At 66.0% G+C, this 17,392-nt stretch carries 29 protein-coding genes; 28 read left to right on the forward strand and 1 reads right to left on the reverse strand.

Annotated elements, in window-relative coordinates; all coding sequences use genetic code 11:
* Positions 1-32: 32 nt before the first annotated feature.
* The 25 genes from rplV (at position 33) to truA (ending at position 13,984) form a co-directional block, all read left to right on the forward strand.
* On the forward strand, positions 33-380 hold the full coding sequence (gene rplV / locus ABXJ52_RS21845) for a 50S ribosomal protein L22 (RefSeq protein WP_016645177.1): 348 nt from the start codon (positions 33-35) through the stop codon (positions 378-380).
* Positions 380-1,222, forward strand: coding sequence for a 30S ribosomal protein S3 (gene rpsC, locus ABXJ52_RS21850; protein WP_160506663.1), 843 nt, complete (start codon positions 380-382; stop codon positions 1,220-1,222). Before rplV ends, rpsC begins: the two co-directional genes overlap by 1 nt.
* Before the next feature lie 5 nt (positions 1,223-1,227).
* A complete protein-coding gene (rplP, locus tag ABXJ52_RS21855) occupies positions 1,228-1,647 on the forward strand; it encodes a 50S ribosomal protein L16 (RefSeq protein ID WP_135332557.1) in 420 nt (139 codons plus the stop codon).
* Entirely contained in the window at positions 1,647-1,871 is a 225-nt protein-coding gene (gene rpmC, locus ABXJ52_RS21860) for a 50S ribosomal protein L29 (protein ID WP_005481220.1), read from the forward strand. Before rplP ends, rpmC begins: the two co-directional genes overlap by 1 nt.
* Entirely contained in the window at positions 1,871-2,155 is a 285-nt protein-coding gene (rpsQ, locus tag ABXJ52_RS21865; protein ID WP_055564830.1) for a 30S ribosomal protein S17, read from the forward strand. The genes rpmC and rpsQ overlap by 1 nt, the downstream gene beginning before the upstream one ends.
* Positions 2,156-2,252: 97 nt before the next feature.
* Complete coding sequence (gene rplN / locus ABXJ52_RS21870) at positions 2,253-2,621, forward strand: 50S ribosomal protein L14 (RefSeq protein ID WP_073768975.1); 369 nt, start codon at positions 2,253-2,255, stop codon at positions 2,619-2,621.
* 2 nt (positions 2,622-2,623) lie between these two features.
* Positions 2,624-2,947, forward strand: a complete 324-nt coding sequence (rplX, locus tag ABXJ52_RS21875; RefSeq protein WP_160506664.1) for a 50S ribosomal protein L24 — start codon at positions 2,624-2,626, stop codon at positions 2,945-2,947.
* The gene (rplE, locus tag ABXJ52_RS21880) at positions 2,947-3,504 is read left to right on the forward strand and encodes a 50S ribosomal protein L5 (RefSeq protein ID WP_367044316.1); all 558 of its coding nucleotides are present in this window, start codon (positions 2,947-2,949) and stop codon (positions 3,502-3,504) included. The genes rplX and rplE overlap by 1 nt, the downstream gene beginning before the upstream one ends.
* Positions 3,505-3,509: 5 nt before the next feature.
* The gene (locus ABXJ52_RS21885; protein ID WP_003948630.1) at positions 3,510-3,695 is read left to right on the forward strand and encodes a type Z 30S ribosomal protein S14; all 186 of its coding nucleotides are present in this window, start codon (positions 3,510-3,512) and stop codon (positions 3,693-3,695) included.
* A 224-nt stretch (positions 3,696-3,919) separates the two neighbouring features.
* The gene (gene rpsH / locus ABXJ52_RS21890) at positions 3,920-4,318 is read left to right on the forward strand and encodes a 30S ribosomal protein S8 (protein WP_160506666.1); all 399 of its coding nucleotides are present in this window, start codon (positions 3,920-3,922) and stop codon (positions 4,316-4,318) included.
* A 21-nt stretch (positions 4,319-4,339) separates the two neighbouring features.
* The gene (rplF, locus tag ABXJ52_RS21895; protein WP_190084423.1) at positions 4,340-4,879 is read left to right on the forward strand and encodes a 50S ribosomal protein L6; all 540 of its coding nucleotides are present in this window, start codon (positions 4,340-4,342) and stop codon (positions 4,877-4,879) included.
* A 3-nt stretch (positions 4,880-4,882) separates the two neighbouring features.
* Complete coding sequence (rplR, locus tag ABXJ52_RS21900) at positions 4,883-5,266, forward strand: 50S ribosomal protein L18 (RefSeq protein WP_344522013.1); 384 nt, start codon at positions 4,883-4,885, stop codon at positions 5,264-5,266.
* Between the two features lie 46 nt (positions 5,267-5,312).
* Entirely contained in the window at positions 5,313-5,915 is a 603-nt protein-coding gene (gene rpsE / locus ABXJ52_RS21905) for a 30S ribosomal protein S5 (protein ID WP_160506669.1), read from the forward strand.
* On the forward strand, positions 5,915-6,097 hold the full coding sequence (rpmD, locus tag ABXJ52_RS21910) for a 50S ribosomal protein L30 (RefSeq protein ID WP_190084424.1): 183 nt from the start codon (positions 5,915-5,917) through the stop codon (positions 6,095-6,097). Before rpsE ends, rpmD begins: the two co-directional genes overlap by 1 nt.
* Position 6,098: 1 nt before the next feature.
* Positions 6,099-6,554, forward strand: a complete 456-nt coding sequence (gene rplO, locus ABXJ52_RS21915; RefSeq protein WP_098244248.1) for a 50S ribosomal protein L15 — start codon at positions 6,099-6,101, stop codon at positions 6,552-6,554.
* A gap of 224 nt (positions 6,555-6,778) precedes the next feature.
* Positions 6,779-8,092 (forward strand): preprotein translocase subunit SecY, encoded by a 1,314-nt coding sequence (gene secY, locus ABXJ52_RS21920; protein ID WP_367044317.1) that lies wholly within the window; start codon positions 6,779-6,781, stop codon positions 8,090-8,092.
* Positions 8,092-8,745, forward strand: coding sequence for an adenylate kinase (locus ABXJ52_RS21925; RefSeq protein ID WP_367044318.1), 654 nt, complete (start codon positions 8,092-8,094; stop codon positions 8,743-8,745). The genes secY and ABXJ52_RS21925 overlap by 1 nt, the downstream gene beginning before the upstream one ends.
* Positions 8,746-8,861: 116 nt before the next feature.
* Complete coding sequence (gene map, locus ABXJ52_RS21930; protein ID WP_367044319.1) at positions 8,862-9,698, forward strand: type I methionyl aminopeptidase; 837 nt, start codon at positions 8,862-8,864, stop codon at positions 9,696-9,698.
* Positions 9,699-9,871: 173 nt separating this feature from the next.
* Positions 9,872-10,093 carry a translation initiation factor IF-1 gene (infA, locus tag ABXJ52_RS21935; protein ID WP_003948620.1) on the forward strand — a complete coding sequence of 74 codons (222 nt, stop codon included), beginning with the start codon at positions 9,872-9,874 and terminating at the stop codon, positions 10,091-10,093.
* A gap of 58 nt (positions 10,094-10,151) precedes the next feature.
* Positions 10,152-10,265 carry a 50S ribosomal protein L36 gene (gene rpmJ, locus ABXJ52_RS21940; RefSeq protein ID WP_003974245.1) on the forward strand — a complete coding sequence of 38 codons (114 nt, stop codon included), beginning with the start codon at positions 10,152-10,154 and terminating at the stop codon, positions 10,263-10,265.
* Positions 10,266-10,459: 194 nt separating this feature from the next.
* Positions 10,460-10,840 carry a 30S ribosomal protein S13 gene (gene rpsM / locus ABXJ52_RS21945; protein ID WP_190084427.1) on the forward strand — a complete coding sequence of 127 codons (381 nt, stop codon included), beginning with the start codon at positions 10,460-10,462 and terminating at the stop codon, positions 10,838-10,840.
* Positions 10,841-10,902: 62 nt separating this feature from the next.
* A complete protein-coding gene (rpsK, locus tag ABXJ52_RS21950; RefSeq protein WP_003948617.1) occupies positions 10,903-11,307 on the forward strand; it encodes a 30S ribosomal protein S11 in 405 nt (134 codons plus the stop codon).
* A 149-nt stretch (positions 11,308-11,456) separates the two neighbouring features.
* Positions 11,457-12,479 carry a DNA-directed RNA polymerase subunit alpha gene (locus tag ABXJ52_RS21955; protein ID WP_016645160.1) on the forward strand — a complete coding sequence of 341 codons (1,023 nt, stop codon included), beginning with the start codon at positions 11,457-11,459 and terminating at the stop codon, positions 12,477-12,479.
* Between the two features lie 81 nt (positions 12,480-12,560).
* Positions 12,561-13,049: a 50S ribosomal protein L17 gene (gene rplQ / locus ABXJ52_RS21960; RefSeq protein WP_367044321.1), complete on the forward strand. Its 489-nt coding sequence runs from the start codon at positions 12,561-12,563 to the stop codon at positions 13,047-13,049.
* A gap of 80 nt (positions 13,050-13,129) precedes the next feature.
* Positions 13,130-13,984, forward strand: coding sequence for a tRNA pseudouridine(38-40) synthase TruA (gene truA, locus ABXJ52_RS21965; protein ID WP_367044322.1), 855 nt, complete (start codon positions 13,130-13,132; stop codon positions 13,982-13,984).
* 30 nt (positions 13,985-14,014) lie between these two features.
* Here truA and ABXJ52_RS21970 read toward each other — a convergent pair whose 3' ends face one another.
* Positions 14,015-14,863, reverse strand: coding sequence for a hypothetical protein (locus ABXJ52_RS21970; RefSeq protein ID WP_367044324.1), 849 nt, complete (start codon positions 14,861-14,863; stop codon positions 14,015-14,017).
* Between the two features lie 74 nt (positions 14,864-14,937).
* On the opposite strand from ABXJ52_RS21970, the gene ABXJ52_RS21975 reads away from it, so the two are divergent.
* The 3 genes from ABXJ52_RS21975 (at position 14,938) to rpsI (ending at position 17,368) form a co-directional block, all read left to right on the forward strand.
* A complete protein-coding gene (locus ABXJ52_RS21975; protein ID WP_367044325.1) occupies positions 14,938-16,149 on the forward strand; it encodes a glycosyltransferase 87 family protein in 1,212 nt (403 codons plus the stop codon).
* Between the two features lie 211 nt (positions 16,150-16,360).
* Positions 16,361-16,804 (forward strand): 50S ribosomal protein L13, encoded by a 444-nt coding sequence (gene rplM / locus ABXJ52_RS21980; RefSeq protein ID WP_361182318.1) that lies wholly within the window; start codon positions 16,361-16,363, stop codon positions 16,802-16,804.
* Between the two features lie 42 nt (positions 16,805-16,846).
* A complete protein-coding gene (gene rpsI, locus ABXJ52_RS21985) occupies positions 16,847-17,368 on the forward strand; it encodes a 30S ribosomal protein S9 (protein WP_361182316.1) in 522 nt (173 codons plus the stop codon).
* Positions 17,369-17,392 lie beyond the last annotated feature (24 nt).

A 17,392-nucleotide genomic window follows, 5' to 3' on the forward strand; every position in this document is an offset into this window, starting at 1 on the left:
GAACGACTATGACTTACACCGAAGGGACAACCATGGAAGCCAGGGCCCAGGCGCGGTACATCCGCGTCACGCCCATGAAGGCCCGCCGAGTGGTGGACCTCATCCGTGGCATGGATGCCACGGAGGCTCAGGCGGTCCTGCGTTTCGCCCCGCAGGCCGCGAGCGTGCCGGTTGGCAAGGTGCTTGACAGCGCCATCGCCAACGCTGCACACAACTACGACCACAGTGACGCCTCTTCGCTGGTCATCAGCGAGGCGTACGTGGATGAGGGCCCGACCCTGAAGCGGTTCCGTCCGCGTGCCCAGGGCCGTGCCTACCGGATCCGTAAGCGGACCAGCCACATCACCGTGGTCGTCAGCAGCAAGGAAGGAACCCGGTAATGGGCCAGAAGGTAAACCCGCACGGGTTCCGGCTCGGCATTACCACCGACTTCAAGTCGCGTTGGTACGCCGACAAGCTGTACAAGGACTACGTCAAGGAAGACGTCGCCATCCGTCGGATGATGACGTCCGGCATGGAGCGCGCCGGCATCTCGAAGGTTGAGATCGAGCGCACCCGTGACCGCGTGCGGGTGGACATCCACACCGCGCGTCCCGGCATCGTCATCGGCCGCCGTGGCGCCGAGGCCGACCGCATCCGCGGTGACCTCGAGAAGCTCACGGGCAAGCAGGTTCAGCTGAACATCCTCGAGGTCAAGAACCCCGAGGTCGACGCTCAGCTGGTCGCGCAGGCCGTTGCAGAGCAGCTGTCCTCCCGCGTCTCCTTCCGTCGCGCCATGCGTAAGAGCATGCAGTCGACGATGAAGGCCGGCGCCAAGGGCATCAAGATCCAGTGTGGCGGCCGTCTCGGCGGCGCCGAGATGTCCCGCTCGGAGTTCTACCGCGAGGGCCGCGTGCCCCTGCACACCCTCCGTGCGAACGTCGACTACGGCTTCTTCGAGGCCAAGACGACCTTCGGCCGTATCGGCGTGAAGGTCTGGATCTACAAGGGCGACGTCAAGAACATCGCCGAGGTCCGCGCCGAGAACGCCGCGGCCCGTGCGGGTAACCGCCCGGCCCGTGGTGGCGGCAACGACCGCCCGGCCCGTGGTGGCCGTGGTGGCGAGCGTGGCGGCCGCGGCCGCAAGCCGCAGCAGCAGTCCGCGCCGGCTGCCGAGGCCCCCAAGGCCGACGCTCCCGCCGCAGCTGCCGCTCCGGCTGAGAGCACCGGAACGGAGGCCTGACCGACATGCTGATCCCTCGTAGGGTCAAGCACCGCAAGCAGCACCACCCGAAGCGCAGCGGTATGTCCAAGGGTGGTACGCAGGTTGCGTTCGGCGAGTACGGGATTCAGGCCCTCACTCCGGCGTACGTGACCAACCGCCAGATCGAGGCGGCTCGTATCGCGATGACCCGCCACATCAAGCGTGGCGGCAAGGTCTGGATCAACATCTACCCGGACCGCCCGCTGACGAAGAAGCCCGCCGAGACCCGCATGGGTTCCGGTAAGGGTTCCCCCGAGTGGTGGGTCGCGAACGTCAAGCCCGGACGGGTGATGTTCGAGCTGTCCTACCCGAATGAGAAGACTGCGCGTGAGGCGCTTACCCGCGCTGCTCACAAGCTTCCGATGAAGTGCCGGATTGTTCGGCGCGAGGCAGGTGAGTCGTGATGTCGGCCGGTACCAAGGCGTCCGAGCTGCGCGAACTGGGTGACGAGGAGCTTCTCAACAAGCTCCGCGAAGCCAAGGAAGAGCTGTTCAACCTCCGCTTCCAGGCGGCGACCGGTCAGCTCGAGAACCACGGTCGGCTCAAGGCCGTCCGTAAGGACATCGCGCGGATCTACACCCTGATGCGTGAGCGCGAGCTGGGCATCGAGACGGTGGAGAGCGCCTGATGAGCGAGAGCAACGTGACTGAGACCAAGACTGACCGCGGATTCCGCAAGACCCGTGAGGGTCTGGTCGTCAGCGACAAGATGGACAAGACCGTCGTCGTCGCTGTCGAGGACCGTGTGAAGCACGCGCTGTACGGCAAGGTCATCCGCCGTACGAACAAGCTCAAGGCGCACGACGAGCAGAACGCTGCCGGCGTCGGCGACCGCGTCCTCCTGATGGAGACGCGTCCGCTGTCGGCGACCAAGCGCTGGCGCATCGTCGAGATCCTCGAGAAGGCCAAGTAAATCTCCCAGGGGTATCCCTAGGAGTTCGTTCCGCCAGGCTCCCGGGGCAGTTCAGTGAACTGCCCCGGGGGAACCGGCAGACAAACAGGAGATAGACGTGATCCAGCAGGAGTCGCGACTTCGGATCGCCGACAACACGGGTGCGAAGGAAATTCTCACCATCCGTGTTCTCGGTGGCTCGGGTCGCCGCTACGCGGGCATCGGTGACGTCATCGTCGCCACCGTCAAGGACGCGATCCCCGGTGGCAACGTGAAGAAGGGTGACGTCGTCAAGGCCGTCATCGTTCGCACCGTCAAGGAGCGCCGCCGTCCCGACGGCTCGTACATCCGCTTCGACGAGAACGCCGCCGTCATTCTGAAGAACGACGGCGACCCTCGCGGCACCCGTATCTTCGGCCCGGTCGGCCGTGAGCTGCGCGAGAAGAAGTTCATGAAGATCATCTCGCTCGCGCCGGAGGTGCTGTAAGCATGAAGATCAAGAAGGGCGACCTGGTCCAGGTCATCACCGGTAAGGACAAGGGCAAGCAGGGCAAGGTCATTGCCGCTTACCCGCGCGACGAGCGCGTCCTGGTCGAGGGTGTCAACCGGGTCAAGAAGCACACGAAGGCCGGCCCGACCGCCAGCGGTTCGCAGGCCGGCGGCATCGTGACCACCGAAGCCCCTGTCCACGTCTCCAACGTCCAGCTGGTCGTGGAGAAGGACGGCAACAAGGTCGTCACGCGTGTCGGTTTCCGCTTCGACGATGACGGCAACAAGATCCGCGTTGCCAAGCGGACGGGTGAGGACATCTGATGACGACCACCACCAGCCCGCGTCTGAAGACGAAGTACCGCGAGGAGATCGCGGGCAAGCTGCAGGAAGAGTTCTCCTACGAGAACGTCATGCAGATCCCCGGCCTCGTCAAGATCGTGGTCAACATGGGTGTCGGCGACGCCGCCCGTGACTCGAAGCTCATGGACGGTGCCGTCCGTGACCTGACCACGATCACCGGTCAGAAGCCGGCCGTCACCAAGGCCCGGAAGTCCATCGCGCAGTTCAAGCTGCGCGAGGGTCAGCCGATCGGCTGCCACGTCACGCTTCGTGGCGACCGCATGTGGGAGTTCCTGGACCGCACCCTGTCGCTCGCGCTGCCGCGCATCCGCGACTTCCGTGGTCTGTCCCCCAAGCAGTTCGACGGCCGTGGCAACTACACCTTCGGTCTCACGGAGCAGGTCATGTTCCACGAGATCGACCAGGACAAGATCGACCGCGTCCGGGGTATGGACATCACCGTGGTCACCACGGCGACCAACGACGCTGAGGGCCGTGCGCTCCTTCGTCACCTCGGCTTCCCGTTCAAGGAGGCGTAAGCGAGATGGCGAAGAAGGCACTTATTGCCAAGGCTGCTCGTAAGCCCAAGTTCGGTGTGCGCGGCTACACCCGCTGCCAGCGCTGTGGCCGTCCGCACTCCGTGTACCGCAAGTTCGGCCTGTGCCGCGTCTGCCTTCGTGAGATGGCTCACCGTGGCGAGCTGCCGGGCGTGACCAAGAGCTCCTGGTAATTCCCTCCTGTCCTTAGGGACTTGGGAATTTCCGGAGGCTCTCGGTAAGTATCTGGTCGGTAGGTGGCCCACCTCTCCATGGCTTAGGCTAGGAGGGTTGGGCGCCTGCCGCCCTGACCGACTTACTACGCCGTAGGTCCCCGCGCCGCACCCGTCCCGCCTCTGAGTGGGGAGAGGGATGGCGCAGATAGGAAACCACGGCGAGAGAGGCCGAAGGCCAATTCATGACCATGACTGATCCGATCGCGGACATGCTGACTCGTCTGCGTAACGCGAACTCGGCGTACCACGACTCCGTGGCGATGCCGCACAGCAAGATCAAGTCTCACATCGCGGAGATCCTCCAGCAGGAGGGCTTCATCACGGGCTGGAAGACCGAGGACGCCGAGGTCGGCAAGAACCTCGTCCTCGAGCTGAAGTTCGGCCCGAACCGTGAGCGCTCCATCGCGGGCATCAAGCGGATCTCCAAGCCCGGTCTCCGGGTTTACGCGAAGTCCACCAACCTGCCGAAGGTGCTCGGCGGCCTGGGCGTGGCGATCATCTCCACGTCCCACGGTCTCCTCACCGGCCAGCAGGCAGGCAAGAAGGGCGTAGGTGGGGAAGTCCTCGCCTACGTCTGGTAGTCGGGAACGGAGGAATAGCTAATGTCGCGTATTGGCAAGCTCCCCATCACGGTTCCCGCCGGCGTGGACGTCACCATCGACGGCCGGACGGTCTCGGTTAAGGGTCCCAAGGGCTCCCTTTCCCACACCGTCGTCGCGCCGATCGACGTCGCCAAGGGTGAGGACGGCGTGCTGAGCGTCACCCGCCCGAACGACGAGCGTCAGAACAAGGCCCTGCACGGCCTGTCCCGCACGCTGGTGGCCAACATGATCACCGGCGTGACCACGGGTTACGTGAAGAAGCTCGAGATCAGCGGTGTCGGTTACCGCGTGCTCGCGAAGGGCTCCAACCTGGAGTTCTCGCTGGGCTACAGCCACCCGATCCTGGTCGAGGCCCCCGAGGGCATCACCTTCAAGGTGGAGTCCGCGACCAAGCTTTCGGTCGAGGGCATCGACAAGCAGAAGGTCGGCGAGGTTGCGGCCAACATCCGCAAGCTCCGCAAGCCCGACCCGTACAAGGCCAAGGGTGTCAAGTACGAGGGCGAAGTCATCCGGCGCAAGGTCGGAAAGGCAGGTAAGTAAGCCATGGCATACGGTGTGAAGATCGCCAAGGGTGACGCTTACAAGCGTGCCGCCAAGGCCCGCCGCCACATCCGCATCCGCAAGAACGTGTCGGGTACGGCGGAGCGTCCGCGCCTCGTCGTGACGCGCTCCAACCGCAACATCGTTGCTCAGGTCATCGACGACCTCAAGGGTCACACCCTTGCGTCGGCGTCGACCCTGGACACCACGATCCGCGGCGGCGAGGCTGACAAGTCGGCCCAGGCCAAGCAGGTCGGCGCGCTCGTTGCCGAGCGTGCCAAGGCCGCGGGTGTCGAGACCGTCGTGTTCGACCGCGGTGGCAACAAGTACGCCGGGCGCATTGCCGCTCTGGCGGACGCCGCCCGCGAAGCCGGGCTGAAGTTCTAAGCCCCGGTTCCGGAGCTAGCGGACGTAACAGAGAGAGGTAATTCCAATGGCTGGACCCCAGCGCCGCGGGAGCGGTGCCGGTGGCGGCGAGCGGCGGGACCGGAAGGGTCGCGACGGTGGCGCTGCCGCCGAGAAGACCGCATACGTTGAGCGCGTTGTCGCGATCAACCGTGTCGCCAAGGTTGTCAAGGGTGGTCGCCGCTTCAGCTTCACCGCGCTGGTCGTGGTGGGCGACGGTGACGGCACCGTAGGTGTCGGATACGGCAAGGCCAAGGAAGTTCCCGCGGCCATCGCCAAGGGCGTTGAAGAGGCCAAGAAGAACTTCTTCAAGGTTCCGCGTATCCAGGGCACCATCCCGCACCCGATCACGGGCGAGAAGGCCGCAGGCGTCGTCCTGCTCAAGCCTGCTTCCCCCGGTACCGGTGTTATCGCCGGTGGCCCGGTGCGTGCTGTGCTCGAGTGCGCAGGCGTGCACGACATCCTGTCGAAGTCGCTCGGCTCGTCGAACGCGATCAACATCGTGCACGCGACCGTGGCGGCCCTCAAGGGCCTGCAGCGTCCCGAGGAGATCGCGGCTCGCCGTGGTCTGCCCCTCGAGGACGTCGCCCCCGCGGCTCTGCTGCGTGCGCGTGCCGGGGCTGGTGCGTAATGGCACAGCTCAAGGTCACGCAGGTGAAGTCGTACATCGGCAGCAAGCAGAACCACCGCGACACGCTGCGTTCGCTTGGCCTCAAGCGGGTCAACGACGTGGTTGTCAAGGAAGACCGCCCCGAGTTCCGCGGAATGGTGCACACCGTCCGCCACCTCGTGACGGTTGAGGAGGTCGACTGACATGGCGGAGCAGAACCCGCTGAAGGTCCACAACCTCCGGCCCGCCCCGGGCGCCAAGACCGCCAAGACCCGTGTGGGTCGTGGTGAGGCGTCCAAGGGTAAGACCGCTGGTCGTGGTACCAAGGGCACCAAGGCCCGTTACCAGGTTCCGGAGCGCTTCGAGGGTGGCCAGATGCCCCTCCACATGCGTCTCCCGAAGCTCAAGGGCTTCAAGAACCCGTTCAAGACCGAGTTCCAGGTCGTGAACCTCGACAAGCTGAGCGCGCTGTTCCCCGAGGGTGGCGAGGTCACCGTCGAGGCCCTCGTGGCCAAGGGTGCGGTTCGCAAGAACAGCCTCGTCAAGGTCCTCGGCCAGGGTGAGGTCACCGTGGCGCTGCAGGTGACGGTTGACGCCGTCTCCGGCTCCGCCAAGGAGAAGATCACCGCCGCCGGCGGTACTGTCACCGAGCTCGTCTGAATTCTTCAGGCACCTCGATGACTTGAGCGATTCCCAGCCGGGGATGCCCCACAAATGGGGCATCCCCGGTTGGTCGTTCCAAGGGGGGCACGGTCGCCGGTAAGGTGGCGTGCACTGTCTAAGCTCCGTGCGGTCTGCCCGTGCGGTTTTTCTGACTGATACGTATTCGTCGATCCTCAGACCACTACCTCTGACGCACGCGCGCGGGGGTCGCAGGAGGCACCGTGCTCACCGCGTTCGCCCGGGCGTTCAAGACGCCCGACCTGCGCAAGAAGCTGCTCTTCACGCTCGGCATCATCGTGATCTACCGGCTCGGGACGCACATCCCGATCCCTGGCGTTAGCTACAAGAACGTCCAGACCTGCATCGACCAGGCGAACAGCACCGGAGGCCTGTTCGGCCTGGTGAACATGTTCAGCGGTGGTGCGCTGATGCAGGTCACGATTTTTGCGCTCGGTATCATGCCGTACATCACGGCGAGCATCATCTTGCAGCTACTGACCGTGGTGATTCCGCGGCTCGAGGCCCTCAAGAAGGAAGGGCAGGCCGGCACGGCGAAGATCACGCAATACACGCGTTATCTGACCGTGGCGCTCGCAATTCTTCAGGGCACTGGACTCGTAGCTACAGCGCGCACTGGGACTCTCTTCCAGGGATGTCCCGTCGCCACTGAGGTCGTGCCGGACCAGTCGATCTTCGTGACCGTCACCATGGTCATCACGATGACCGCGGGCACGGCCTGCGTCATGTGGCTGGGCGAGCTGGTCACCGACCGGGGCATCGGCAACGGCATGTCGATCCTGATGTTCATCTCGATCGCCGCGACCTTCCCGAGCGCCCTGTGGGCCATCAAGCAGCAGGGTGACCTGGCCGGCGGCTGGATCGAGTTCGGCACCGTCATCGCGGTCGGTCTCGTCATGGTCGGTCTCGTCGTCTTCGTGGAGCAGGCTCAGCGCCGCATTCCGGTTCAGTACGCGAAGCGCATGATCGGCCGCCGTTCCTACGGCGGCACGTCGACGTACATTCCGCTGAAGGTCAATCAGGCGGGCATCATCCCTGTGATCTTCGCCTCTTCGCTGCTCTACATCCCCGCTCTTGTCGCCCAGTTCGCGGGTGGCAACTCCGGGTGGAAACAGTGGATCGAGGCGAACCTCACCAAGGGCGACCACCCGATTTACATCGCGACGTACTTCTTGTTGATCGTGTTCTTCGCCTTCTTCTACGTGGCTATCTCGTTCAACCCCGAGGAAGTCGCGGACAACATGAAGAAGTATGGTGGCTTCATCCCGGGCATCCGGGCTGGCCGTCCGACCGCTGAGTACCTGAGCTACGTACTCAACCGGATCACGTGGCCGGGCTCGCTGTATCTGGGTCTGATCGCTCTCGTACCGACGATGGCGTTGGTGGGCTTCGGCGCGAACCAGAACTTCCCGTTCGGCGGGACAAGCATCCTGATCATCGTGGGTGTGGGTCTGGAGACCGTGAAGCAGATCGAGAGCCAGCTCCAGCAGCGCAATTACGAAGGGTTCCTCCGCTGATGCGAATCGTCCTCGTCGGGCCGCCCGGTGCGGGCAAGGGAACGCAGGCCGCGTTCCTCGCCAAGAACCTGTCGATCCCGCACATCTCCACGGGCGACCTCTTCCGCGCCAACATCAGCCAGGGCACGGAGCTGGGCAAGCGGGCGAAGGCGTTCATTTCCGAGGGCAACCTGGTTCCTGACGAGGTCACCATCGGGATGGCGCACGACCGCATGACGCAGCCGGATGCCGCGAACGGCTTCCTGCTCGACGGCTTTCCGCGGAACGTGTCGCAGGCCGAGGCCCTGGACGAGTTGCTCAAGTCCGACAGCCAGAAGCTCGACGCGGTGCTCGACCTCGAGGTCCCCGAGGACGAGGTGGTCGAGCGCATCGCCGGCCGCCGCATCTGCCGGAACGATTCCAGCCACGTTTTCCACGTGACGTACAGCAAGCCGAAGGTCGAGGGCGTCTGCGACGTCTGCGGCGGCGAGCTCTACACGCGCGGTGACGACAAGGAAGAGACCGTGCGCAAGCGTCTCGACGTGTACCACCGTGAGACCGAGCCGATCATCGACCACTACAAGGCCCAAGGCCTCGTGGTCACGATCTCGGCGCTCGGCAAGGTGGACGAGGTCACCAAGCGCGCGATGGAAGCCCTCAAGGGCGACAAGTAGTCAGTACGCTGTTTCGGCCGCGGTGCCCCTCGGGGGACCGCGGCCGTACTGTTGTGTACGTAGTCGGTTCGTGTACGTAGCCGGTTGTTGGACGGATGACGGAGAGCGGAAGCCCCATGGTGCAGATCAAGACCCCCGAGCAGATCGCGAAGATGCGTGAGGCGGGCCTTGTCGTCGCCGCCATCCACGCCGCGACGCGCGAGGCGGCGGTGCCGGGTGCCACCACGAAGGACCTGGACGACGTCGCCCGCAAGGTGATCGCCGAGCACGGCGCGAAGTCGAACTTCCTCGGGTACGGCGGCTTCCCCGCGACGATCTGCACCTCGGTCAACGAGGTCGTCGTCCACGGCATCCCGGACGACAAGACCGTCCTCAAGGACGGCGACATCATCTCCATCGACGCGGGCGCGATCATCGACGGCTGGCACGGCGACGCCGCGTACACCGCGTTCGTGGGCACCGGTCACGCGCCGGAGCTGATCGAGCTCTCCCGGGTGACCGAGGAGTCGATGTGGGCCGGCCTCGCCGCCATGAAGCAGGGCAACCGCCTCGTGGACATCTCCCGGGCGGTCGAGACGTACATCCGCCGCCAGCCGAAGCCCGGCGGCGGCAAGTACGGCATCGTCGAGGACTACGGCGGCCACGGCATCGGCACCGAGATGCACATGGACCCGCACGTCCTCAACTACGTCGAGCGCCGCCGCGGCAAGGGCCCCAAGCTGGTCCCCGGCCTCTGCCTGGCCATCGAGCCCATGGTCTCCCTCGGCACCCCCCGCACGGAGGTCCTGGAGGACGACTGGACGGTCATCACGGCGGACGGCACGTGGTCCTCGCACTGGGAGCACACGATCGCTCTCACGGAGGAGGGGCCGCTCGTGCTCACGTCCCCGGACTGCGGGCGGGCGAAGCTGGCGGAGTACGGGGTCACGGTCGCGCCGGATCCGCTGGGCTGACGGACCCCGCCTCAGTCTGCTTAAGGATCTTCCCGATGGGGCATTCTTCCTCGATTCGTCTTTCCGGGGTGCCTGACGTAGACTGACTCGTCGGCTCTCGTGCATCCGTGTGCCTGCATGCGGGGATACGGAAGTGCGCGGCCGATCAAGGTAGTCGATTCGAAGGGCAAAGCGTGGCCAAGAAGCAAGGTGCCATCGAGATCGAGGGCACTGTCGTTGAGTCTCTTCCGAACGCCATGTTCAAGGTTGAGCTCCAGAACGGCCACCAGGTCCTGGCACACATCAGCGGCAAGATGCGCATGCACTACATCCGCATCCTCCCTGACGACCGGGTCGTGGTGGAGCTGTCTCCTTACGACCTGACGCGTGGCCGGATCGTCTACCGGTACAAGTAGATCTTGCCCGCACCCCATTCGCGTGGGGTGATGGCACTGACCCGGAGAACCTCACCCAATGAAGGTCAAGCCGAGCGTCAAGAAGATCTGCGACAAGTGCAGGGTGATCCGCCGTCACGGCCGGGTCATGGTTATCTGCGACAACCCGCGCCACAAGCAGCGCCAGGGCTGACGCACGACTGCAGTTCGCAGATTTTCGCGCGACGCACGTAAAGCACATATGCAGGACCCGTCCCTCTTCAGTGATGGAGGGCGACACCCCCGGTCGGAGGCCGGGGACCCAGGATGTACCACCTCTTTTCAGAAAGCGGTCGGCACCTGGGACCGGTCCTGCTGAAGACCTCCGAAAATCAACAGGAGCCTTGAATGGCACGCCTTGAAGGTGTTGACCTCCCGCGCGATAAGCGTGTTGAGGTTGCCCTCACGTACGTGTTCGGCATTGGCCGCACGCTGTCCCAGCAGACGCTGGACGCCACCGGTGTGGACCGCAACACCCGTGTTCGTGATCTGTCCGAAGAGGACCTGATCAAGATCCGCGAGTACGTGGACGCCAACATCCAGACCGAGGGTGACCTCCGTCGCGAGATCCAGGCCGACATCCGCCGCAAGGTCGAGATCGGCTGCTACGCGGGTATCCGTCACCGTCGTGGTCTGCCCGTCCGCGGTCAGCGCACCAGCACCAACGCCCGCACCCGTAAGGGCCCGCGTCGCGCCATCGCCGGTAAGAAGAAGCCGGGCAAGAAGTAGTCCTCAGCGGTCGATCGACAGCTGTCGCTGCAGGACCGACCACCTCGCGTAGGAGTTAATAGATGCCCCCCAAGGGTCGTCAGGGCGCTGCCAAGAAGGTGCGCCGCAAGGAAAAGAAGAACGTCGCTCACGGGCACGCCCACATCAAGAGCACGTTCAACAACACCATCGTCTCGATCACGGACCCCACGGGCAACGTGATCAGCTGGGCCTCCGCCGGCCACGTCGGCTTCAAGGGCTCGCGCAAGTCGACTCCGTTCGCCGCGCAGATGGCCGCCGAGTCGGCCGCGCGTCGCGCCCAGGAGCACGGCATGCGCAAGGTTGACGTCTTCGTCAAGGGTCCGGGTTCCGGTCGTGAGACCGCGATCCGTTCGCTGCAGGCGACCGGCCTCGAGGTCGGTTCGATCCAGGACGTCACGCCGACGCCGCACAACGGCTGCCGTCCCCCCAAGCGCCGCCGCGTCTGACGCACGTCGCTTGAACCAGGGATTTTCGGGCGGTGCGGCTCCTCGGAGCCGTACCGCCCGTACCCTTGTACTGCATACACATCGGGCTACCGCCCGGTGATATCAGGGCATCAAATAGTGGGTGCCCCTGAGCTGAAGGAAAACACTTCATGCTGATCGCTCAGCGTCCCTCGTTGACCGAAGAGGTCGTCGACGAATTCCGCTCCCGGTTCGTGATCGAGCCGCTGGAGCCGGGCTTCGGTTACACCCTCGGCAACTCCCTGCGTCGGACCCTTCTCTCCTCGATCCCGGGTGCGGCCGTCACGTCCATCCGCATCGACGGTGTCCTGCACGAGTTCACCACCGTGCCGGGCGTCAAGGAGGACGTCACCGACCTCATCCTCAACATCAAGCAGCTGGTCGTTTCCAGCGAGCACGATGAGCCCGTCGTGATGTACCTGCGCAAGCAGGGTCCCGGTCTCGTCACCGCCGCTGACATCGCCCCGCCCGCCGGTGTCGAGGTGCACAACCCCGACCTGGTCCTCGCCACGCTCAACGGCAAGGGCAAGCTGGAGATGGAGCTGACCGTCGAGCGCGGTCGCGGCTACGTCTCCGCCGTTCAGAACAAGCAGGTCGGTCAGGAGATCGGGCGCATCCCGGTCGACTCGATCTACTCGCCGGTCCTGAAGGTCACGTACAAGGTCGAGGCCACGCGTGTCGAGCAGCGCACCGACTTCGACAAGCTGATCGTCGACGTCGAGACCAAGCAGGCCATGCGCCCGCGTGACGCCATGGCGTCCGCCGGTAAGACCCTGGTCGAGCTGTTCGGTCTGGCCCGCGAGCTGAACATCGACGCCGAGGGCATCGACATGGGCCCCTCGCCGACGGACGCGGCCCTTGCCGCTGATCTCGCCCTGCCGATCGAGGAGCTCGAGCTCACCGTTCGGTCGTACAACTGCCTCAAGCGCGAGGGCATCCACTCCGTGGGTGAGCTCGTGGCCCGCTCCGAGGCGGACCTGCTCGACATCCGCAACTTCGGTGCGAAGTCGATCGACGAGGTCAAGATGAAGCTGAACGGCATGGGTCTCGCGCTGAAGGACTCGCCTCCCGGCTTCGACCCGACCGCTGCGGCTGACGCCTTCGGGGCTGACGACGACGCGGACGCCGGCTTCGTGGAGACCGAGCAGTACTGATGAACTGCCCGGGGGCGTCCGCTCCCGGGGCCCTGACCCCGGTACCTGATACGGCCGGGGCAGATCACTAGGAGAAACACCATGCCGAAGCCCACCAAGGGTGCCCGTATGGGCGGCAGCGCCGCGCATGAGAAGCTTCTGCTTGCGAACCTCGCCAAGCAGCTCTTCGAGTACGGCCGCATCACCACCACCGAGGCGAAGGCCCGTCGTCTGCGTCCCTACGCGGAGCGTCTGGTCACCAAGGCGAAGAAGGGTGACCTTCACAACCGCCGCCAGGTGCTGTCCGTCATCACCGACAAGAGCATCGTGCACACGCTCTTCACGGAGATCGGCCCGCGCTACGAGAACCGCCCGGGTGGCTACACCCGTATCACCAAGATCGGTAACCGTCGTGGCGACAACGCGCCCATGGCTGTCATCGAGCTGGTGGAGGCCCTGACCGTGGCCCAGGAGGCCACCGGTGAGGCCGAGGCGGCCACGAAGCGCTCCGCCAAGGACGCCGAGGTTTCCGAGCCCAAGGTCGACACGACCAAGGGTGACGAGGCTGCCGAGGAGTCCAAGGACGCCTGAGGCTCTGCCTTGCTGTGAGCGGGTCCGCCCTTCGGGGCGGGCCCGCTTTCGCGTGTACCTGGTGCTGAGAGGATGTTGGTGTGAGTGATGAAGTAGAGCCCGGCTTCGTGCGGGTGCGGCTCGACCTTTCGTACGACGGCAAGGACTTCTCCGGCTGGGCCAAGCAGAAGCAGGGGCAGCGGACCGTCCAGGGCGAGATCGAGACCGCGCTGCGGACCGTGACGCGGTCGCAGGAGACGTACGAGCTGACCGTCGCCGGGCGGACCGACAGTGGTGTGCACGCGCGGGGGCAGGTCGCTCATGTCGATCTGCCCGAAGGGGTGTGGGCCGAGCACAGTGACAAGCTGCTGCGCAGGCTCGCCGGGCGGCTGCCGCACGATGTGCGGGTCTGGAAGGTGGCCGAGGCTCCCGAGGGGTTCAACGCGCGGTTCGCGGCCGTGTGGCGGCGTTACGCCTATCGCGTCACCGACCACCCGGGCGGCGTCGACCCGCTGCTGCGCAGTCATGTGCTGTGGCACGACTGGGAGTTGGACCTCGATGCCATGAACGCCGCTGCCGAGAAGCTTCTCGGCGAGCACGACTTCGCTGCTTACTGCAAGCGGCGCGAGGGTGCCACCACCATCCGTACGCTCCAGGAACTGCGCTGGGAGCGACGGCCGGACGGGATTCTCGAAGCCACCGTGCGGGCCGACGCCTTCTGCCACAACATGGTGCGGTCGCTGGTGGGTGCCATGTTGTTCGTGGGGGACGGGCACCGTCCCGTGGAGTGGCCCGCCAAGGTGCTGGCCGCCGGGGTGCGGGACTCCGCCGTGCATGTCGTACGGCCGCACGGGCTGACCCTTGAGGAAGTCGGTTACCCCGCCGACGAGTTGCTCGCCGCGCGCAGCAAAGAAGCGCGCAACAAGCGGACGTTGCCCGGCGCCGGCTGCTGCTGAGCGCCGGCTGCCGGGTCCCCGGCTGCCGGACTACTGCGGGGCGTTGGCCGCGGCGGAGGCCTGGGCCTCGCCCCGCCGCTGGATCTGGCCGAAGGCGAAGCGGGCCAGGTCGTCGCCGGTCGTGTAGACCTTGCGCTCCTTCGTGGTGACGTCCTTGTCGCTGGTGAAGCCGGACGTCGTGAAGTAGGCGTAGCGGCCGTGGGCGTTGTAGGTGCCGCGGCAGACCGCCGTACGGCAGAAGGCGGGCACGCCCTTGCCGGACAGGGAGAGGACCAGGCCTTCCTTCGCCTGGTCGTTGACCTTGGCGGCCTGGGCCGCGGTGTCGAAGACGGCGACGCCGACCGTCACGGCGATGCCGTCCTTCACGTAGCTGGCGCGGAAGAGCTGCGTGCAGTCGTTCTTCGTGAGGATCGCGCCGAGCTTGGCCTGGGTGACGCTCGCGCACTTCTTGGTGCCGCTGGTGGCGCCCTTCTTGTAGACGCGGTCGCCCGAGGTCAGCGACTTGCCGGGGAAGAGCGTGTCGGCGCTGAGCGGCGCCTTGTCCTTCTTGGCGCTGGAGATGAACTCCTTGGGGTCCGGCGGGGGCGGCGGTGTCGTCGCCTCGAAGGACGGCCCGGGGTTCTCGCTCGCGCCGGGGATGTCCGCGGTCGACGGCAGCTCGCTCGCCGGTTTGTTCGACGCGGAGGTGTTGTCGCTGTTCGCGGAGACGACGGCGACGGCGACGGCGGCCGCGACCACCACGGTGGCGAGCGCGCCGCCGCCGATCATCAGCCATTTGCGGCGCCGGGTGCGCGATTCGGACGCCTCGGCGAGCGCCGCCCAGTCAGGGGTCTGTGAATCCCCTGGACCCCACTGAGGTCCCCCTTGCCCAAAGCTCATGCGCCGCATCTTAGACGGGGAGTTGCGGATGTTGAGCGGGGGCCGGGGGAGGTCGCCGACCTAGCCTGATCCCTATGAATACGGGCAAAGTAGCTGTAAGTGGGTGGATGCTGCGGCCGACGACCTGGCATGCCTGGGCGGCGCTCGGGGTCGTGCTGCTCGCCGCGGTGATCCGGGTGGGTCTGAAGAGCTCGGGCGGAGGGATGGACAACGCCATCGTGGTGCGGGCGGCCGAGGCGTGGCTCGAGGGGCGTTCGCCCTATGCCGACCGGCACTTCCTCTATCTGCCGGGAGCCGTGCTCGCCGCGGTGCCGCAGACGCTGCTCCCGCAGTCCGTCGTGCGTTTCCTCGTCCCGGCGGGGGTCGCTTCCTCGCTCGTCTTCGGGTGGGGGTGTGCGCTGCGGATCTACGGGGTGCGGTGGCGCAGCCGGTTCGCGGCCCTCGGGCTTCTCGTGCTCGTGGTGGTATTCGCGCCGTTCGTGCACCTCATCAAGCTCGGTAACTGGACCGTGGCGTCGGCGGCCGCGCTGCCGCTCGCGCTGCTCCTCGTGTGCCGGGGGAAATGGGTGGGCGCGGCTCTGGTCATCGGGGCAGCCGTCGCCGTGAAGCCGCTGCTCGTGCCCGTGGTGCTGCTCTTCGTGTTCGCGCGGCGGTGGCGGGCGCTCGGGGCCGCGGTGCTCGTGCCGGCGGTGGTGTCGGTGGCGGCGGCGCTCGCGATGCCGGACCCCGCGGGGTTCTTCACGCGGACGCTGCCGTTCCTGCTGCAGGGCGACGACAAGTTCGTACGGCTCTACGAGGCCTCGCCCGCCGCGATCCTGCCGCGGCTCGGAGTGCCGCAGGGGGCGGCGACGCTGCTCGCCCTCGTGGCCGCGGGGGCGGGGGTGTGGTGCGCGTGGCGGCGCTGGCGGGGCGGTGAGGGGACGTACGAGCAGCGGGTGGTCGAGACGACCGCGATGCTGATGCTGGCGGCCTTCCTGGTCTCCAGGCCGTCCTACGACCACTACCTCCTCGTCGTCGTGCCGATGCTGCTCGCCGGAGTGCTCGTGCCGGGGGCGGTGGCCCGGGAGAAGTGGTTCTGGCTCGCGTTCGTCCCGCAGATCCCGGGGTTCAGCTGGCCCTGGCTCGAACAGGGCACCCGGCGGGCCTTCAGGGACTCCGTCACCCTGTGTGTACTGGCCTTCACGGCGGCCCGGTGCTGTCTGCGGCCGCCGGCGGTTATCGTGGAGGACGCACGACCGCCCGAGGCGGTGGAGCCGGCGGTGCCGGTCTCCAGGTCCGCGTTTTGACCCGTACGGGGCAGCGCGGGTATTCTCGGCGATTGTTATGCGTATTGGTGTCGTCGTTCTCACGCGAAGGGCCCATACGTAGGTTCCCTGGAGCAGTTACCAGTGGCTCGCATACGGGCAGCGTCCCCGGCACTGTGAGCCCCAGCTGCATGATCGCTTCCTGGGTGCCGTGTGTCTGGACCCCATCCACTGAAGAAGCGAAGGCTACGAAGTGCGTACGTACAGCCCCAAGCCCGGCGATGTGACCCGCCAGTGGCACGTCATTGACGCTCAGGACATCGTCCTGGGCCGTCTGGCGACCACTGCCGCCAACCTCCTGCGGGGCAAGCACAAGGCGATCTACGCCCCCCACATGGACATGGGCGACTTCGTCATCATCATCAACGCCGACAAGGTTCACCTGTCCGGCAACAAGAAGACTCAGAAGATGGCGTACCGCCACTCCGGCTACCCGGGTGGTCTGCGTTCGGTCCGTTACGACGAGCTTCTTGAGAAGAACCCCGAGAAGGCCGTCGAGAAGGCCATCAAGGGCATGATCCCCAAGAACACCCTGGGCCGTCAGATGCTCTCGAAGCTGAAGGTCTACGCGGGCGACCAGCACCCGCACGGCGCTCAGCAGCCGGTCCCGTTCGAGATCACCCAGGTCGCGCAGTAGTTCCGGCCACCCCCAAAGACGTAAAGAAATCTGAGGAGAATCGTGGCCGAGACCACCGTTGAGCAGCCGGTCGAAGAGACCGAGGTTGTTGACGTCGAGCAGTACACCACCGAGTCCGAGGCGCCCGTCGAGGGCGAGTACACCTCGGAGTCGAACGCCGCGCGCTTCGGCGACCCCCAGCCGGCCGCCGGCCTGGGCCGTCGCAAGAACGCCATCGCCCGCGTCCGGATCGTCCCGGGCACCGGCAAGTGGAAGGTCAACGGGCGCACGCTCGAGGACTACTTCCCGAACAAGGTCCACCAGCAGGAAGTCAACGAGCCCTTCAAGGTGCTCGAGCTCGACGACCGCTACGACGTCATCGCCCGCATCTCGGGTGGCGGCGTCTCCGGCCAGGCCGGTGCGCTCCGTCTGGGTGTCGCCCGTGCGCTGAACGAGGCCGACGTCGAGAACAACCGCGCCGCCCTCAAGAAGGCCGGTTACCTCAAGCGTGACGACCGTGCGGTCGAGCGCAAGAAGGCCGGTCTCAAGAAGGCCCGCAAGGCTCCGCAGTACAGCAAGCGCTAATCTGCCTGCTTGTACTTTTCGTTC

The organism is Streptomyces sp. Je 1-332 (genome assembly GCF_040730185.1).
Taxonomy (GTDB): Bacteria; Actinomycetota; Actinomycetes; order Streptomycetales; family Streptomycetaceae; genus Streptomyces.

What these genes read in the sequence shown, in the direction of transcription:
- rplV (WP_016645177.1), top strand. Translation starts at nt 33, where the DNA reads ATGGAAGCCAGGGCCCAGGCGCGGTACATCCGCGTCACGCCCATGAAG.
- rpsC (WP_160506663.1), top strand. Translation starts at nt 380, where the DNA reads ATGGGCCAGAAGGTAAACCCGCACGGGTTCCGGCTCGGCATTACCACC.
- rplP (WP_135332557.1), top strand. Translation starts at nt 1,228, where the DNA reads ATGCTGATCCCTCGTAGGGTCAAGCACCGCAAGCAGCACCACCCGAAG.
- rpmC (WP_005481220.1), top strand. Translation starts at nt 1,647, where the DNA reads ATGTCGGCCGGTACCAAGGCGTCCGAGCTGCGCGAACTGGGTGACGAG.
- rpsQ (WP_055564830.1), top strand. Translation starts at nt 1,871, where the DNA reads ATGAGCGAGAGCAACGTGACTGAGACCAAGACTGACCGCGGATTCCGC.
- rplX (WP_160506664.1), top strand. Translation starts at nt 2,624, where the DNA reads ATGAAGATCAAGAAGGGCGACCTGGTCCAGGTCATCACCGGTAAGGAC.
- rplE (WP_367044316.1), top strand. Translation starts at nt 2,947, where the DNA reads ATGACGACCACCACCAGCCCGCGTCTGAAGACGAAGTACCGCGAGGAG.
- ABXJ52_RS21885 (WP_003948630.1), top strand. Translation starts at nt 3,510, where the DNA reads ATGGCGAAGAAGGCACTTATTGCCAAGGCTGCTCGTAAGCCCAAGTTC.
- rpsH (WP_160506666.1), top strand. Translation starts at nt 3,920, where the DNA reads ATGACCATGACTGATCCGATCGCGGACATGCTGACTCGTCTGCGTAAC.
- rplF (WP_190084423.1), top strand. Translation starts at nt 4,340, where the DNA reads ATGTCGCGTATTGGCAAGCTCCCCATCACGGTTCCCGCCGGCGTGGAC.
- rplR (WP_344522013.1), top strand. Translation starts at nt 4,883, where the DNA reads ATGGCATACGGTGTGAAGATCGCCAAGGGTGACGCTTACAAGCGTGCC.
- rpsE (WP_160506669.1), top strand. Translation starts at nt 5,313, where the DNA reads ATGGCTGGACCCCAGCGCCGCGGGAGCGGTGCCGGTGGCGGCGAGCGG.
- rpmD (WP_190084424.1), top strand. Translation starts at nt 5,915, where the DNA reads ATGGCACAGCTCAAGGTCACGCAGGTGAAGTCGTACATCGGCAGCAAG.
- rplO (WP_098244248.1), top strand. Translation starts at nt 6,099, where the DNA reads ATGGCGGAGCAGAACCCGCTGAAGGTCCACAACCTCCGGCCCGCCCCG.
- ABXJ52_RS21925 (WP_367044318.1), top strand. Translation starts at nt 8,092, where the DNA reads ATGCGAATCGTCCTCGTCGGGCCGCCCGGTGCGGGCAAGGGAACGCAG.
- map (WP_367044319.1), top strand. Translation starts at nt 8,862, where the DNA reads ATGGTGCAGATCAAGACCCCCGAGCAGATCGCGAAGATGCGTGAGGCG.
- rpmJ (WP_003974245.1), top strand. Translation starts at nt 10,152, where the DNA reads ATGAAGGTCAAGCCGAGCGTCAAGAAGATCTGCGACAAGTGCAGGGTG.
- rpsM (WP_190084427.1), top strand. Translation starts at nt 10,460, where the DNA reads ATGGCACGCCTTGAAGGTGTTGACCTCCCGCGCGATAAGCGTGTTGAG.
- rpsK (WP_003948617.1), top strand. Translation starts at nt 10,903, where the DNA reads ATGCCCCCCAAGGGTCGTCAGGGCGCTGCCAAGAAGGTGCGCCGCAAG.
- ABXJ52_RS21955 (WP_016645160.1), top strand. Translation starts at nt 11,457, where the DNA reads ATGCTGATCGCTCAGCGTCCCTCGTTGACCGAAGAGGTCGTCGACGAA.
- rplQ (WP_367044321.1), top strand. Translation starts at nt 12,561, where the DNA reads ATGCCGAAGCCCACCAAGGGTGCCCGTATGGGCGGCAGCGCCGCGCAT.
- ABXJ52_RS21970 (WP_367044324.1), bottom strand. Translation starts at nt 14,863, where the DNA reads ATGAGCTTTGGGCAAGGGGGACCTCAGTGGGGTCCAGGGGATTCACAG.
- ABXJ52_RS21975 (WP_367044325.1), top strand. Translation starts at nt 14,938, where the DNA reads ATGAATACGGGCAAAGTAGCTGTAAGTGGGTGGATGCTGCGGCCGACG.